The sequence below is a fragment of the Sorangium sp. So ce117 genome, assembly GCF_051524395.1.
In the GTDB taxonomy this organism is placed as follows: Bacteria; Myxococcota_A; Polyangia; order Polyangiales; family Polyangiaceae; genus Sorangium; species Sorangium cellulosum_B.
Map to the genome: position 1 here is coordinate 11,090,353 of NZ_CP150309.1, position 15,463 is coordinate 11,105,815.

The window sequence follows — 15,463 nt, forward strand, 5'->3', positions numbered from 1 at the left end:
TCCCTGCTCCCGTTCCCCGCTCCGGTCCTCGGCTCCTCGCTCGATCCGGCGCGCTAGCCGCCCCACCCGCGCGTGAGCACGAGCCGCTCGTGCTCGCCCCGGACGCGGTAGATGCGCCTGACCAGGGCGTCCGCCGCGACGAAGAGCAGGATCAGCGCCTGGATGATGGAGATCACGTCGATCGGCACCTGCGTCAGGTACTGCATCCGGGTCGCGCCGCTGCGCATCACGCTGAACAAGAGGGCCGCGAGCACCGTCCCGCCGGGGTGCGCCTTGCCGAGCAGCGCGATGGCGATCGCGTCGAAGCCGTAGCCCTGCGAGAACCCGAGCTCGTGCCGGTGGTGCAGCGCGCTCACCTCGATGGAGCCTGCCAGCCCGGCGAGGGCGCCCGAGAGCGCCATGGTCGCGATCACGGTGCCGCTCACCCGCACGCCGGCGTAGCGCGCGGCGTCGGGGCTCTGCCCGGCCGTGCGGATCTCGAAGCCGAACGTCGTCCGCCGGAGCGCCCACCCGACGAGCGCCGCCGCGAGCAGGGCGAGCGGGAAGCCCCAGTGCAGCCGGAAGCCGTCCACGAGCGCCGGGATGCGCGCGCTCTCGTCGATGAGCGGCGTGCGGGAGAGCACGTTGGACGCGCCCGGATCCTTCATCGGGCCGTTCAGGAGGAAGCTGACGGCGTTGAGGGCGACGTAGTTGAGCATGATCGTGCTGATCACCTCGTGTCCCCCGGCGCGCGCCTTGATCCAGCCCGGCACCGCGCCCCACAGCCCGCCCGCGAGCGCGCCGAGGAGCAGCGTCAGGGGGACGTGCAGCGCCGCGGGCAGGCCGCCGCCCACGAGCTGCGGCAGCCAGTGGCCCGCCCAGGCCGCGGAGAGCGCCCCGAGCGCGAGCTGCCCCTCCGCGCCGATGTTGAAGAGGCCGCCCTTGAGCGCCAGCGAGACCGACAGGCCGGCCAGGATGTACGGCGTCGCCCAGACGAGCGTCTCGCTCACCGCCCGCGGCGACCCGAGCGCGCCCTCGAGCATGCCGGCGTAGGCCTCGAGCGGGTTGCCCCCGGCCAAGGCGATGAGGATACCGCCCAGGACCATCGCGGTGAACACCGAGAGGGCCGGCAGGAGCAGCGGCCGGAGGCGCCGGATCAGCTTCTCTCGCATCCTCAAGAGCCCAGGGCGATCACGGCCCCTTGGCCGGCGGCACCGCCGTCTTGAGCGTCCCGTCGAGCAGCCCTTTGCGGAGCTCCTCCATCTTCGCCTTCACCTCGGCGGGGACCTTGGCGTCGAGATCGTGATACGGCGCATACCCCGACTTGCCCTGGAAGTTGCCCGACGGCAGCTTCCCCTCCTTGGCCGACTTGATGAGGTCGAAGGTGCCGTCGGAGATGAGCTTGACGGCGCTGGAGAGCAGGACCTTCTGGGCCTCGGGCACCGTGAAGTACTGGTCGGTGTCGACGCCGATGGCGTAAACGCCCTTCGTGGCCGCGCCGAGCAGCGCGCCGTTGCCCGTCTTGCCGCCGCCGCCGAAGACGATATCGACCCCCTTGTCGATCATCGAGACGGCGGTCGTCTTCCCCCACTCGGGATCGGTAAACGTCTTATCGAAGCCGACGTCGTTGTGGTAGACGACGCTGAGCTCGATGTCGGGCTTGACGTGGCGCGCCCCGGCGCGGAAGCCCTCCCCGAAGCGCCACACGGGCGGGACGGCGTCGGTGGCGAGCACGGCGCCGATCTTCCCCGTCTTGGTCATCAGCGCGGCCAGCGCGCCGACGAGGAAGCCGCCGTGGTCCTCGGGGAAGACCAGGCCCACGACGTTCGGCTTGGTCGCGCTCTGGAACTGGTCGATGCCGATGAACTTGACGCCGCTGAACTGATCCGCCGCGGCGCGCGTCGCCTCCGTGAGCCCGAAGCCCGACGTGACGACCACGTCGTACCGCTCCTCGGCGAACGTCGCGATGTTCTTGGGGTAGTCCTTCGGATCCGTCGTCTCGATGTACTGCGTCGTGGCGCCGAGCTCCTTCTGCGCCCGCTGGAGCGCCTCCCAGGCCGACTGGTTGAACGACTTGTCGTCGATCTTGCCCATGTCGGTGACGAGGCCCACGCAGAACACCTCGGGGCTCGCGCAGTCGGCCTTCTTGCTGCTGCTGTTACACCCCGCGAGCGCGCTGGCGAGGGCCAGCAGGACCGCGATCGCGACGCGCCGCTTCTTCAACATGCCGGATCTCCTTGGAAGGCCCGCATTGGACACCGGGCCGCGCACCAAGGCAACCACCGTATCGCACTGGCGCATATTTACCCACACGGCGCTCACACGGGCGCTCTCATCTGCTGCGCGTGCTGCGCGGGAGCACGGCGAGCTGCGCGGGAGCACGGCGCGCCTCCCCTCGAGATCGCGATCGGGGGAGCAACATTTTTTCCTCGAGCGTTGTCACAGTCGATAGGCAGCGCCCGATGAGCGACGGGGCGCGCCGGCGCAGCCTTCCCGAGGAGGTCCTTCCATGAATGGTCCCGCCGTTCGATTCACGCTTTTTTGTGCACTCATCGCGTCTGCCCTCGTCCCTTCGGCGGACGCGTCGGCCTGCGGTGGAGTCGAGATCATGCCCGCGATCGACCACCGCGTGATGGGGATCGCCCAGGCCGAGCAAACGCTTCACGACGGCCGGTTCACCGCGGCGGCGGGGAGCGTGATCCGGATGTTCCCGGAGATCCGGCGGATCTCCTATGACAAGGACCCGCTGATCAACCGGGCCTTCCGCGTCCTCGCGGTGGCCACTGCGCGCGCGGACGGGGCGCTCCAGGTCGGGCCGCAGCTGCCGCGCGAGCTGCTCGAGACGTGGGGCGGGGCGTCGGCCGAGGAGCGCAAGGGGAACATCGACTGGTCGATCCGCGCGCTGCGCCGGCTGAACGAGCAGCGGAAGAACGATCCGGCGCTCCAGACCGACCTGGGCGAGGCGCTCGCCAGGGCGCCCGAGCACCGCGGCGAGGCGCTCAAGCTGCTCGGCGATCTGGCGGAGAAGGACCTCCTGACGAGCCCCGAGGCGTACGCGACGCTGGCGCGGCTGCGCGCGCTCTCGGGGGACAACGCGGGGCACGACGCCGCGGCCACCCGGTGCGAGACGATGGCGCAGAACAAGGCGCTCTGCCGGACGAGCGGCGCGGTCGGCGCGGTTGGCGCGGTCGGCCGACAGAGCTGACGCCGATGCGCGCCCGTCCGCTGCTCGCCCTGCTCGCGACGCTCGCCTCGGGCGCCGCGGGGTGTACCTCCGAGGACGCGCGGGGCCCCGCGCTGGCCGCGGCGCCGCGCGCGAGCGACCAGGGCGCCGGGGCGGCCGCTCCGGCCGCCATGGCCGCGGCGCCGGCCGGCGATCCGGCGCGCGGGGAGCGGCTCGTCGCGGAGCTCCAGTGCAACCGCTGCCACGACGGGACCGGGCAGGCGCCCGCGGCGCGCGACGCCCACTGCGTCCAGTGCCACCAGGACATCGCGGCGGGGCGGTTCCAGGCGCCGGCCGCGGCCATGAAGCGGTGGAACGAGAACCTCGTGCAGCTGCGCGACGTGCCGTCGCTCGCCGCCGCCGGCGACAGGCTGCGCCGCGACTGGATCCGCGCCTTCTTGCTGTCGCCGCACGACGTGCGCCCGCGCCTGCACGCGACGATGCCGCGGCTCCCGATCGGGCCCGAGCAGGCGAGCGATATCGCGGCCTACCTCACGCGCGATCGCCGCGAGGGGCGCGAACGTCCGAGTGCGCCGCTGGAAGGCGCGAGCGCCGCCCGGGGGCGCGAGCTCTACGAGGCCAAGGGGTGCGGGACGTGCCACGCCTTCTCCGGGGCGGCCGGGGTGACGGCGGTCGCGCCCGTGAAGGGGATGGAGAAGGAGACGCGCGCCGCGATCGCCCTGGCGCCGGATCTGAGGCACGCGCGCGACCGGATGGAGCCCGCCGATCTCGCCGCGTGGGTGCTCGACCCCGCGGCGATCAAGCCGGGAACGCCGATGCCCCAGGTGCCGATGTCGCCCGCCGAGGCGCGGGACATCGCGGCCTTCGTCACGACCGCGGAGCTCTCGCCGCGGGCGCCGGCGAGCGCGCCCGAGCGGCTGCCGCTGCTGTCGCGGCGGGTGACGTACGCCGAGGTGGATCGCCGGGTGTTCCGCGTCACGTGCAGGCACTGCCACTCCGAGCCGGATTACGCGCTCGGCGACGGCGGGCCCGGGAACACGGGTGGCTTCGGGTTCAAGCCGCGCGGGCTGAACCTCGCCACGTACGAGGGGATCGCCGCGGGCTACGTCGACGATCAGGGCGAGCGGCGGAGCGTGTTCTCGCGCGGGCCGGACGGCGCACCTCGCCTCGTCGCCGCGCTGCTGGCGCGGCAGGCGGAGGAGGCGGGCCACGCGGCTCCGGCGGTGCGCGGGATGCCGCTCGGGCTGCCCGCGGTCGGGCCGGAGGAGATCCAGCTCGTCGAGAGCTGGATCGCGCAGGGGCGGCCGCAATAGCGAACGAGCGGGAGGGGGCGATCGCCAGGGTCGCTCCGGCCTTGTCGTGGTGCCCCCCTTGCTTCCACGGTGACACCGAGGAGGTGGCCAATGCCTCGGTGGTCTCAACGCGCTCAGCACGCGGGCTCGCCTCCGAGCGGCGGGGGCAACGGGCCTCCGGGGAGGATGTCCATAGGAAGGCGTCTTTCCTTGCTCGTGTTGAGCCAGCTGATCCTGGCCGCCCTGGGCATCACGATGTCCATCGTCGCGCTCAAACGGCTGGCTACCGAGACAACCTACCTGCGTCACTACGTCTTCCAACCGCTCATCGTCATCAGCAGCGGCATCGAGTCATCGAACGCTCTCTATGCCCTGCTCGCTCGCCCGCCGTCGGACGTCTCGGTGGAGGTCCGGGAGCCCATGATGCGGCTCCGCTCCTTCATCGATCGGTACCAGCGCGATTGGTTGACAGCGACCTCGGCCCTACCGGAGGCCATTCACCTCCGCGCTGCGCTCGCTCGGGCCGGTGAGCTCGTGCTCCTGGAGGAAGAGCGCGAGGCGGCGGACACCATCGCCGCTGTCGTGATGCACCTCGAGCGCACGACCGGGCTCACGGGCCCGACGCCCGCCGCGCCGCACGTGCGGCGCGCCGACGTGGACCACCTCAGCGACGCCCTCGTCAGGCTGCACAGGATCAACCTGCGCTACATGGAGATCGCTTTCGACGCGTTCGACCACATCCGGCGGCGCATCCTCCTCGTCTTCATGGCCGTCGGCCTCGGCGGCGTCACGGCGGCGTCGCTCTTCGGCCTCGCGGTGCGCCGCGCGATCGCGCCCCGCATCCACCGGATGGTGACCGCCGTCCAGCGCTTTCGCGAGCGCGGCGTCTACGAGCCGCTCGGGGACCGGGGGGACGACGAGCTCGCCGTGCTCGCCCACACGCTGAACACGAGCTTCAAGGCCATCGCCGAGCGCGACAAGGATCGCGACCGGTTCCTCGCCGTCGCCGCGCACGAGCTGAAGACGCCGCTCACCACCATGAAGGGGTTCGCGCAGGTCGCGCTGACCCACCGGAACGACACGGCCATCCGCGAGCGCGCCCTCACCATCATCGATCGCCAGGCGACGCGCCTCGGCCGCCTGGTCCAGGATCTCCTGTGGTCGGCGCGCATCTCCGGCGGCGAGCTCCCCTTCAAGCCCGAGGCGATCGACGTCGAGGAGCTCGCCCGCCGCGTGATCGGAGAGCTCGAGCTCGTGGCCAGAGATCACAGCATTCGCCTGGTGCCCCGGGGAGACGCGCACCTCCCCGGCGATCCGGAGCTCATCGAGCAGGCGCTCTGGAGCCTGCTCGTCCAGGCCGTGTCCATCGCGCTGGAGCGCGATCCGGTGCTCATCGCGATCGACGCCGGCTCCGCCACGCGCGTGCTCATCACGATCGAGGTCCGGGGCGGGAAGGATCTCCCGGAGGACCTCGAAAAGCTGCTGGAGCCCTTCGCCGTCGTCGCGTTCGAGGGGCGGCGTGACGAGCCGCGCAGCACGGGCATCGGCCTCCACCTCGTCCAGGGGATCGCCCGGCTCCACGGCGCGAGGTTCTGGATCGAGCGGAGGGCCGGTGACCTCATGGTCTTTTCGCTGGAACTGAGGCGCTAGCGAGCAGAGGGAACATGCTGCGAAACCGCGTGCTGGTCATCGACGATGACCCCGATTTCCGGGAGCTCGTCGCCCTCAGCCTGAACGGGTGGGGGCTCCATTGCCTCCAGGTCGCCGACTGCGCCGAGGCGCTCCCGCTCCTCGAGCGCGAGCGCGACGGGCTGCGGGCGGTGCTGTGCGACTACTTCATGCCAGGGCTCTCTCCCAGCGTCTGCGCGAAGGCGATCCTCGCGCGGGTCGATCCGGCGGTGCGCGTGGTGCTCGTGAGCGCGGCGGTGGACGTCTCGGCGCTGGCCGCGGAGCTCGGGCTCGCGCGGTTCCTCCCCAAACCCTTCGATCTCGACCAGCTCCACGACGTGGTGCTCGGCCCGCACGAGCCCTCGGCGTGAGGGGCGCGGCCGGTCGCAGCGGGGCACCCCGAACGCGGCGCGCTCCGTGGTAGCCTCCCGGCCCTCGCTCGCGCGCGGGCGGACCGCGCGCCGTGCGGCGCTCGGAGGTCTGCGTCATGACAGGACAGCTTCTGGAAGAGGGCTTTACCAACCCTGGAATCGATCCGCGGCTCACGTGGCGCAACCCGCCGGCGCGCTGGGCGGTGGCGCCGGAGCGGGGCGTGCTCGTCGTCGAGCCCGCCGCGAAGACGGACTACTGGCAGCGGACGCACTACGGCTTTCGCAACGACAACGGGCCTTTCCTCTTCACCCGCGCCGGCGGCGACTTCGTGATGACCTGCCATGTGCGGTTCCGGCCGGCGCACCAGTACGACCAGGCAGGGCTCATGGTGCGGATCGCGGAGTCGTGCTGGCTGAAGACGTCGGTCGAGTTCGAGCCGGACGGCCCGAGCCGGCTCGGCGCGGTGGTGACGAACGCGGGCTACAGCGACTGGTCGACCCAGCCATTTCCCTCGGATCGCCGCGAGATCTGGCTGCGCGTCCGGCGGGAGGGGCGGGATTACCTCGTCGACAGCTCGAACGACGGCGCGGCGTGGACGCAGATCCGCATGGCCCACCTGCACGAGGACGACGGGGCGCGCGAGGTGGAGTGCGGCCTCTACGCTTGCAGCCCGCTCGGCGAGGGCTTCGTGGCGGAGTTCGATCTGCTGCGGATCGCGCCGGGGCGCGCGGCGTGAGCCATCGCGCCGTCGAGGGGGATGGCTCGCCGGCCGGGAGCGCGCGGATCAGCGGGCGAGCGCCTCGAGGTGCGGAGAGAGCACCTCGGTGAGCCAGCTCATCACCGCGCGCACGCGGCGCGGCACGCTCCTGCCGTGCGTGTGGAGGAGCGAGACCGGCATCGGCGCGCAGGCGAGGGAGGGTAACACCTCGACGAGCTCCCCCGCGGTGATGCTGGCGAACTTGCCTACCCGCGGCGCCTGGATGATGCCGAGGCCCGCCACACACGCCGCGAGATAGGCGTCCGCGCTGTTGACCGTCACCACGCTGCGCATCGGCCACTCGCGGTAACCGCCGTCGTGGGGGTACTCGAACGACGGCGCTTCGGCGCCGAGCGTCGACGAGTAATGCACGAGGAGGTGCCGATCGAGATCCTCGACGCGACGAGGCGTGCCGTACTGCCGCAGATAGGACGGGCTCGCGAGGTTCACCATCCGCAGGACGCCGAGCCTGCGGCCGACGAGCCCGTCGCCCCCCGGGGCGCCGACGCGCAGGACGCAGTCGAAGCCCTCGCGGAGCGGCTCGACGCGCCGATCGGTCGTGCTGAGGAGCACCTCGAGCTCGGGGTGGCGCGCGAGCAGCTCGGGCAGGCGCGGGATGATGACGTCGCGCGCGAAGTTCACCGGCAGATCGATCCGCACCCGCCCGCGCAGGCCCCGCGCGGCCTGGAACATCGCGCCGAGCTCGTCGGCCTCGAGCGCGAGGCGCCGCGCCCGCGGGAGGAGCTCCTCCCCGTCCGGCGTGAGGCGCACGACGCGCGTCGACCGCTGGAGGAGCCGGGTGCCGAGCTCGGCCTCCAGGGCCTTCAGCCGCAGCGACACGCGCGCCTTGGGCATGCCGAGGTGCTCGCCGGCGCGCGTGAAGCTGCCGAGCTCCGCCACCTTCACGAAGATCTTCAGCGATCCGACGTCGACGGTCATTGTTTCGATTGGCGAAACAGTGTGTCGGAGCCTCCGGCCTTCCGCAACCGGGATCGGATCGCTATTCACTGTCGCAGACAACGGCGCGCAGCCGCCGCGGACAGCGGCGAGCAGCCGCGTCGCCATCGAAAGGACCCGACAATGAGCACATCCAAGCGTAGCCCCGTCGCCCTCGTCACCGGCGGAAGCCGCGGGCTCGGAAAGAGCATGGCGCTCCACCTCGCGGATCGCGGCGTGGACGTCATCATCACCTACCGCGGCGCCGCGGCCGAGGCGGCCGATGTGGTGAAGCAGATCGAGGCCAAGGGGAGGACGGCGGCGGCCATCGCGCTCGATCTGGGGAGCACCCGCGGATTCGACGCGTTCGCCGCCGCGGTGAAGGCGGAGCTCGCCGGTCGCTTCAAGCGCGATCGCTTCGATTACCTTGTGAACAACGCCGGCATGGGCGGCCACGCGAGCTTCGCCGAGACGACCGAAGAGCAGTTCGACGCGCTCATGAACGTCCACCTCAAGGGGACGTTCTTCCTCACGCAGAAGCTCCTTCCGCTCATCGCGGACGGCGGGCGGATCCTCAACGTCTCGTCGGGGCTCACGCGGTTCAGCTTCCCGGGCTACGCCGCCTACGCCGCGATGAAGGGCGGCGTGGAGGTGCTCACCCGCTACCTGGCGAAGGAGCTCGGGCCGCGGAAGATCGCGGTGAACACGCTGGCGCCCGGCGCGATCGAGACCGACTTCGGGGGAGGCGTCGTGCGCGACAACGCCGAGCTGAACAAGATGATCGCCGCCCAGACCGCCCTCGGCCGGGTCGGCCTCCCCGATGACATCGGCGGCGCGGTCGCCGTGCTGCTCGCGCCCGAGGGCCAGTGGATCACCGGCCAGCGCATCGAGGCGTCAGGCGGCATGAACCTCTGAGGCGCTCCGAGCTCGCGGCAGGCGCGTGGTCGTCGGGCCCGCGCCTGCAGCGCGAGCAGCGAACACCACGAGCATTCCGACACAGAACGGCACAGGCCATCGAGCGTAACCGGGGCTTTTGCGAAGGAGCTCGACTGGCACATTTGGTGCTGAGTGGCAGCGCATCGCTAGGAGGCGAGCGCTCATGAGCAGGGAATTGCCTAACCATATCCTTCGAATCCTCGGGATCGGCATGCTCGCCGGCCTGTCGGTGACGCTCGGGTGCCAGGGAGAGACCAGCGTGCCAGCTGGCACAGGAGGGGCCGGCGGCGCCGGGGGTGAAGGCGGCGCGGGCGGTCAGGGCGGCGCGGGCGGTCAGGGCGGCGCGGGCGGCAGCCCGGAGACGTGCGAGTCGCAGCTGGGCGACCACGGCGACGCCTGTCCCGCGGACGCGCCTTGCGCGATCACGCTCGATGTGGAGGTGACGTGCACCGGGCACGACTTCGCAGCGGGCGGGGTGCGGGCCGTTCCGGCGGCGGGCGCGACGTACCTCGTGACGAGCAGCAACGCCCCGACGCGGCTGTTCGAGCTCGACGGCGGCGGGGCGACCCAACGCGACTTCGACGTGCAGTCCAATACCGTGAGCGTGGCGCTCTCGCCGGACGGAAGGGCATACGCCGCGGTGGATGAGACGCAAGGCACCGGTGACGGCTATCCCGGCGGTGTCGTGTTCCTGCCGCTCGCCGGAAGCGCGGCCGACAAGCAGATGGTGTTCGATCGCGACGACAAATACGTGCCGGTCATCGATGTCGCGGTGGACTCCCAGGGCGAGCCGCACATCTGGATCCTCACGGACGCGCCGGAGATCATCGAGCATGCGACGCGCACGTCCGGCGGCGCCTGGGACGCCGCGCCGGCGAGCCAGCTGGCCGACAGCGGTTGGCCCCGCTTCGTCCTCGCGCCCGACGACGCGCCGCTGGCGTTCGGCATGGTCCAAGCGGGCTCCGACGGCTGGCAGCTCCAGGTGCTCGACGGGGCCACGGAGCAGAGCCTTGGCGCTCCGGTCCCCGAGAGCTCGCCGATCCGTTACGAGCCCGTCCTGCCACCGAAGCCCGCCGCTCAAGCGACGATTCCGCGCTTCGCGGCGGTCGTGCAGCACCCCGACGGGCTGCGGCTGGCGAGCGCCGGCGAGGGCGAGGGCGAGGTCGCGATCCCCGGCACAGCGACGCCGGCGTACAGCTGCCAGCGCGGCTTCGGCGACTCCCCGTCGCCGGGCTGCCCGGCCGACTGCCACGAGGTGACCTCCGGGCTCGAATGGTCGGCCTTCTCGGCCGCGCGCACGAGCGACGGCGACGTGTGGATAGCATTCCTGATCAGCCACCTCGACTGGACGATCGCCTACGAGGTGCAGAACGCCGATCTGCCGACGTGCGTCGGCAACATCGCGGCGGACGCGAGCCGCGGCGAGCTGCGCCTCGTGCGCGTGCCTGCCGCCGGAGGCGCGCCCGAGGTCGCTGTGACGCTGCCGCTCCCCGCGATCGCAGGCGAGAGCCATTTCAGCGATGTGTACCAGCGCCACCCGCTCGTCGATGTCTCCGCGTTCGGCACGGAGCTCACCGTGGCCATGCGCACGCAGGCGTCACGCGTGGGGCCCTTCACGGCCCGCGTGCTGCGCGTCGACACATCGCTCCTCGCGCCTGCCGCGCCAGGCGACTGAGACGCGCGCCGCACATCGACGCATCGGTCCTCGACTCCACGAGCGTAGCCGCCGGATCGGATTCGGGCGCGCCACGGCTGGCGGAGCCGGCGCGAGGACAGGAGATCGAGCCCTCCAGATATCGAGCCCTCCAGATCACGATCGAGCTCCGGCAGCTCGACAGGGAACCACGGCTGCGCCTCGGGCCGAATGCGCATCTTGACACAGAACGACACAAGCCATCGCACGTGACGTCGGCTTTTGCGCAAAAGATCGACTGGCACGTTTGATGTTAAGTGCCCGCGCATCGCAGGGAGGCGATCACTGATGCGTCAGAAATTGCAAATTCACATCCTTCGAATGCTTGGGACCGGCATGCTCGCCGGCCTGTCGGTGACGCTCGGGTGCCAGGCCGATACCACCGTATCGGCTGACACCGGAGGGGCCGGTGGCGCCGAGGATCAAGGCGGCGCCGGGGATCAAGGCGGCGCGGGCGGTCAGGGCGGCGCTGGCGACGCCCCGGAGACGTGCGATTCGCGACGGGGCGACCACGGCGACGCCTGTCCCGCGGGCGCGCCTTGCGCGATCACGCTCGACGTGGAGGTGACGTGCACCGGGCACGACTTTGCAGACGGCGGGGTGCGGGCCGTGCCGGCGGCGGGCGCGACGTACCTCGTGACGAGCAGCGACGCCCCGACACGGCTGTTCGAGCTCGACGACGATGGGGCCACGCAACGCGACTTCGACGTGCTGACCGACAGCGACAGCGTCAGCGTGGCGCTCTCGCCCGACGGAACCGCGTATGCCGCGGTGAACGAGACGGAAGGCAGCGGTGACGACCATCGCGGCGGTAGTATCGTGTTCTTGCCGCTCGCCGGCGACGCGCCCGAGAAGCAGCTGGTGTTCGGTCGAGACCAGCCCTACATGCCTGTCCTCGATGTCGCGGTGGACTCCCTGGGAGGACCTCACCTCTGGATCAACACGAATGCGCCCGACAGCCCGGTGCACGCGACGCGCACGTCCAGCGGCGCCTGGGACGTCGCGCAGGCGAGCCGGCCGAGCGGGAGCGATTGGCCACGCTTCGCCCTCGCGCCCGACGGCGCGCCGCTTTCGTTCGGCTTCGTCGAAGTCGAAGATCTCCCCGGGAACTGGCAGCTCGTGGTGCTCGACGGCACCACGGAACGCAACCTCGGCGCCCCGTTCTACGCGAGCTCTCCGCTCGATTACGAGCCCGTCCCGCCGCCGCAGCCCGCCGGACAAGCGACGAGTCCGCGCTTCGCGGCGGTCGTGCGGCACCCCGACGGGCTGCGGCTGGCGAGCGCCAGCGACGGCGACGGCTTCGACGAGGTCGCGATCCCCGGCACCGCGCCGCCCACGTACGACTACGACTGCGAGGGCGGCGTCACCCCCGCCCCGCCCCCGTCTCTGGACTGCCCGGCCGAATGCCACGAGGTAGGCTCCGGGCTCGAATGGTCGGCGTTCGCGGCCGCGCGCACGAGCGATGGCGACGTGTGGATCGCGTTCCTGATCAGCCACATCGACCAGACGATCGCCTACGAGGTGCAGGAGATGAACCTGGAGCGGGTGTGCGTCGGCCACTTCGTGGCGGACGAGAGCCGCGGCGAGCTGCGCCTCGTGCGCGTGCCTGCCGCCGGAGGCGCGCCCGAGGTCGCTGTGACGCTGCCGCTCCCCGCGATCGGAGGCGAGAGCTATTTCAACGATCTGCACGAGCAGCACCCGCCCGTCGATGTCTCCGCGTTCGGCACGGAGCTCACCGTGGCCATGCGCACGCAGGCGTCACGCGAGGGGCCCTTCACGGCCCGCGTGCTGCGCATCGACACCTCGCTCCTCGCGCCCGCCGCTCCAGGCGACTGAGACGCGCGCCGCACGTCGACGCGTCGGTCCTCGACCCGACCGCGCAGCCGCCGGGTCGGACCCGGGCCGGCTACGGCTGGCGGAGCCGGCGCGAGGACAGGAGCTCGAGCCCTCCCGTGCGCTCCGCGATGCGCTGGAGCGACGCGAGCAGCGCGCCGGCCTGCTCCTCGCCGAGCAGCGCGCTAAGCCGCCTGTTCACCGCGGCGCGCGCGGCGCGCCCCGCCTCGACCGCCGCCCACCCGCGGTCGGTGAGCTCCACGAGCCGGGCGGCGACCCGCGGTGGCCGGCGCTGATCGAGGCCGTGTACTCGTGTCTATGAGCGCTGATCCTGCGCGGCCTGGGCGCGTGCGTAGTCTCGCGAGCGAAGAGAGAGCTCAACGCAAAGACGCCAAGAGCGCAAATGCATGAATCGTTCTGATTTGCGGCTTTGACGTCGAAGTCATTCGCGAGCTCACCCACACATACGAAATCGGGGAACAGAGCGCGCTGTACGTCCGCCGGCTGGACGAGCGCCTGTGCCGATCTCATCAAGGACTGTTCCGAGGCGCGCATCGTCGTTCACGGCTTTCCATTGTCAACGCTGACCTGCACCGGAGTTCAAGCATACCGGCGATCAGGCGATGCGCGCCGCGCCGCGCCTCGCGCCGCCAGGGCGGAGGCCTCCTGTCGTCAGCTCGTGAAGGGCTCCCGCCAGCGACGAGTACGTGGCCAGACTGCCTAGCTCCACGTCCACGAGGCTCCTGGCGAGCTCGGGGCGCACGCCGACCAGGAAGAGGCGCGCGCCGAGCAGGGCGACGGCGCGGCTGGTCTGGCCCAGCGCATGGGCGACCTGGGCGTCCACCGCCGGCACGCCGGTGATATCGAGCAGCACGAAGCGCGCCTCATGCCGGCCCACCCCCTCGACCACGGCCGTGAGCACCTGGAGGGCGCGGTCCCGGTCGATCGCGCCGATCAGCGGCACGAGCAGCACGCCGGGCAGGAGCGGGATGAGCGGGCAGCCGAGCTCACGCACCGTCTCCGAGAGCGTCCGCTCGCTCGCATAGGCCATCTGCAGCGCCGCGTTCTTCGCCGAGAGCGACTGCACGAGCTCGCCGCGCTCGAGGGCCGCGGCGAGCAGCGACGCCCAGACCCCGACGGTTCCCTCGTCGCCGGCCAGCTCGCGGAGGGTCGGCCCCATGAGCGCCACGACCCCCCAGTCGCGCCGCTCGGTGCGGATCGGCAGCAACATCATCATGAGCGCGCCGCTCGCGGCCGCGGGCGGCAGCAGGTGCTCCGGCGGAAACGCCTCCAGCCGATGGCGGCTGCCGATCGGGGGCGTCGCGCTGCCGTCACGGCTGTAGGCGCCGGCGACGACGAGCGTCGTCGCGTCCTCCCGGAGCGCAAGGCAGGCCCAGGTCGCGCTGGTCTTTGCGAGCCATGAGAGCGACATGGATTCCTCCTGGGAGCCGCTGACCAGCGCGAGGCCCACGTCGTGATTGGACCGCACGAGCATCCCGAGCTGCGCCACGAACTCGGCCTCGACGCTGAGGCGAGCCCGCGCGATCGAGAGGTGCGCGCCGTCCAGGAACGCCTCGACCCGCTGCGCGGACGCCGCATCCCCGCCCAGCCGCTCGCGGCGCCGCTCGTGGGACCGGCGGAGCAGGCGCACGATCGCCATCAAGGTGCCCATATCGGACGAGATGTCGACGGCCTGTTTGTAGGCGCGCTCCAGCGCCTTCGCCGGAGGAGGCGCGGCGCCCTCGATCGCCGCCTCATACGCCTCGAGCACAAGGGCGACCCCCGGCCATACCGCGGCAGGCGACGTATCGGGCGCCAGGGGCCGGGGCGCGAGGAGCAGCTCGACCATCCGTCGATCCAGATCGTCGCCGCCGTGCTCCCCCGGCGCCGCGTCCTCGTCGAGGAAGCTCTGGACCACGTCGCATCCGCACGAGATCCGCTGGATCAGCGTGTTCGGCGTGAGCACGAGCTCTGGCAGAGCCGTCTCGCCGGAGAGCATCGAGACGACGAGCTCACACGCGGCGCTCCCCAGCATCTCGAACTGCTGGCGCACCGTGGTCAGCGGCGGGTCGGCGGTTTGCGCCTCCGGCACATCGTCGAAGCCGACGAGCGCCAGCTCCTCGGGGATGCGGACGCCCGCCGCCTTCAGCGACGGCATCATCCCGATCGCGTTCTTGTCCGTCCCGAAGACCGCCGCCGTGCACGCGTTCCGCCGCGCGATGAGCTGCGGGGCAGCGTTCTCGCCGCCGGTATACCAGTTGTCGTCGGTCCGGATGACCAGCTCCGGGTCGAGCGGTATCCCCGCCTCGGCGAGCGTCTCTCGGTAGGCGTCGAAGCGCTCGCGCACATCGGACTCGTGGAAGCAGCCGACGAACGCGATGCGCCGGTGACCGTGTCCGATCAGATGGCGCACCGCGCTCCGGATCCCGCTGTGGTTGTCCGGGATCACCGACGGGCAGTTGCCCTTGTGGACATGGGTGCCGACGACGACGAGCGGGACCCGCGCGGCGGCGAGCTGCTCGATGCCGTCCACCCCGATCACGACGATCCATCCATCCACCTGTTCTCTGGCGAGCGAAGGGGCCTGGAGCGAGGCGGCCGTGCCGCGCATCACCAGCATGCGACAGCCGTGCTTCCGCGCCGCCTCGTGGATACCCGTCAGGACCGGGTTCCAGAACGAGCCGTCCAGGTAGGGGGTGATGACGCCCACGGTCATCCCACGTGGCACCCCATGAACGCCTGTACCGCCGCGGGGCGGCTCAGCAAGGCGATTCACATCACGCGTCGAGCGGCCGGCGTCTCCTCCTGTGGTC

General features: G+C 71.5%; 13 protein-coding genes. 8 read left to right on the forward strand and 5 right to left on the reverse strand.

From position 1 onward, the window contains the following. Nucleotides 1-53: 53 nt before the first annotated feature. Together WMF46_RS41625 and WMF46_RS41630 are read right to left on the reverse strand one after the other, a co-directional pair. Nucleotides 54-1,151 carry an ABC transporter permease gene (locus WMF46_RS41625; protein WP_437982307.1) on the reverse strand — a complete coding sequence of 366 codons (1,098 nt, stop codon included), beginning with the start codon at nt 1,149-1,151 and terminating at the stop codon, nt 54-56. A gap of 19 nt (nt 1,152-1,170) precedes the next feature. Beyond that, nucleotides 1,171-2,205, reverse strand: coding sequence for a BMP family lipoprotein (locus WMF46_RS41630; RefSeq protein ID WP_437982308.1), 1,035 nt, complete (start codon nt 2,203-2,205; stop codon nt 1,171-1,173). Between the two features lie 382 nt (nt 2,206-2,587). Between WMF46_RS41630 and WMF46_RS41635 the strand changes: the two genes are divergently transcribed. From WMF46_RS41635 to WMF46_RS41655, 5 genes are all read left to right on the forward strand, one after another. Next, on the forward strand, nt 2,588-3,184 hold the full coding sequence (locus WMF46_RS41635; protein WP_437982309.1) for a hypothetical protein: 597 nt from the start codon (nt 2,588-2,590) through the stop codon (nt 3,182-3,184). Between the two features lie 5 nt (nt 3,185-3,189). Continuing rightward, entirely contained in the window at nt 3,190-4,476 is a 1,287-nt protein-coding gene (locus WMF46_RS41640; RefSeq protein ID WP_437982310.1) for a c-type cytochrome, read from the forward strand. Between the two features lie 195 nt (nt 4,477-4,671). Continuing rightward, nucleotides 4,672-6,105 (forward strand): sensor histidine kinase, encoded by a 1,434-nt coding sequence (locus WMF46_RS41645; RefSeq protein ID WP_437987995.1) that lies wholly within the window; start codon nt 4,672-4,674, stop codon nt 6,103-6,105. Nucleotides 6,106-6,119: 14 nt separating this feature from the next. Further along, complete coding sequence (locus tag WMF46_RS41650; protein WP_437982311.1) at nt 6,120-6,494, forward strand: response regulator; 375 nt, start codon at nt 6,120-6,122, stop codon at nt 6,492-6,494. 116 nt (nt 6,495-6,610) lie between these two features. Next, nucleotides 6,611-7,231 (forward strand): DUF1349 domain-containing protein, encoded by a 621-nt coding sequence (locus WMF46_RS41655; RefSeq protein ID WP_437982312.1) that lies wholly within the window; start codon nt 6,611-6,613, stop codon nt 7,229-7,231. A gap of 48 nt (nt 7,232-7,279) precedes the next feature. Here WMF46_RS41655 and WMF46_RS41660 read toward each other — a convergent pair whose 3' ends face one another. Then, nucleotides 7,280-8,191, reverse strand: coding sequence for a LysR family transcriptional regulator (locus WMF46_RS41660; RefSeq protein WP_437982313.1), 912 nt, complete (start codon nt 8,189-8,191; stop codon nt 7,280-7,282). 141 nt (nt 8,192-8,332) lie between these two features. Here WMF46_RS41660 and WMF46_RS41665 point away from each other — a divergent pair, with 141 nt between their 5' ends. From WMF46_RS41665 to WMF46_RS41675, 3 genes are all read left to right on the forward strand, one after another. Beyond that, nucleotides 8,333-9,103: an SDR family NAD(P)-dependent oxidoreductase gene (locus tag WMF46_RS41665; protein ID WP_437982314.1), complete on the forward strand. Its 771-nt coding sequence runs from the start codon at nt 8,333-8,335 to the stop codon at nt 9,101-9,103. A 184-nt stretch (nt 9,104-9,287) separates the two neighbouring features. Then, nucleotides 9,288-10,799 (forward strand): hypothetical protein, encoded by a 1,512-nt coding sequence (locus WMF46_RS41670; RefSeq protein ID WP_437982315.1) that lies wholly within the window; start codon nt 9,288-9,290, stop codon nt 10,797-10,799. 306 nt (nt 10,800-11,105) lie between these two features. After that, the gene (locus WMF46_RS41675; RefSeq protein ID WP_437982316.1) at nt 11,106-12,653 is read left to right on the forward strand and encodes a hypothetical protein; all 1,548 of its coding nucleotides are present in this window, start codon (nt 11,106-11,108) and stop codon (nt 12,651-12,653) included. 70 nt (nt 12,654-12,723) lie between these two features. On the opposite strand, the gene WMF46_RS41680 is transcribed toward WMF46_RS41675, so the two are convergent. Then, nucleotides 12,724-12,912 (reverse strand): hypothetical protein, encoded by a 189-nt coding sequence (locus WMF46_RS41680; protein WP_437982317.1) that lies wholly within the window; start codon nt 12,910-12,912, stop codon nt 12,724-12,726. A gap of 354 nt (nt 12,913-13,266) precedes the next feature. Continuing rightward, nucleotides 13,267-15,366, reverse strand: a complete 2,100-nt coding sequence (locus WMF46_RS41685) for a substrate-binding domain-containing protein (protein ID WP_437982318.1) — start codon at nt 15,364-15,366, stop codon at nt 13,267-13,269. Nucleotides 15,367-15,463 lie beyond the last annotated feature (97 nt).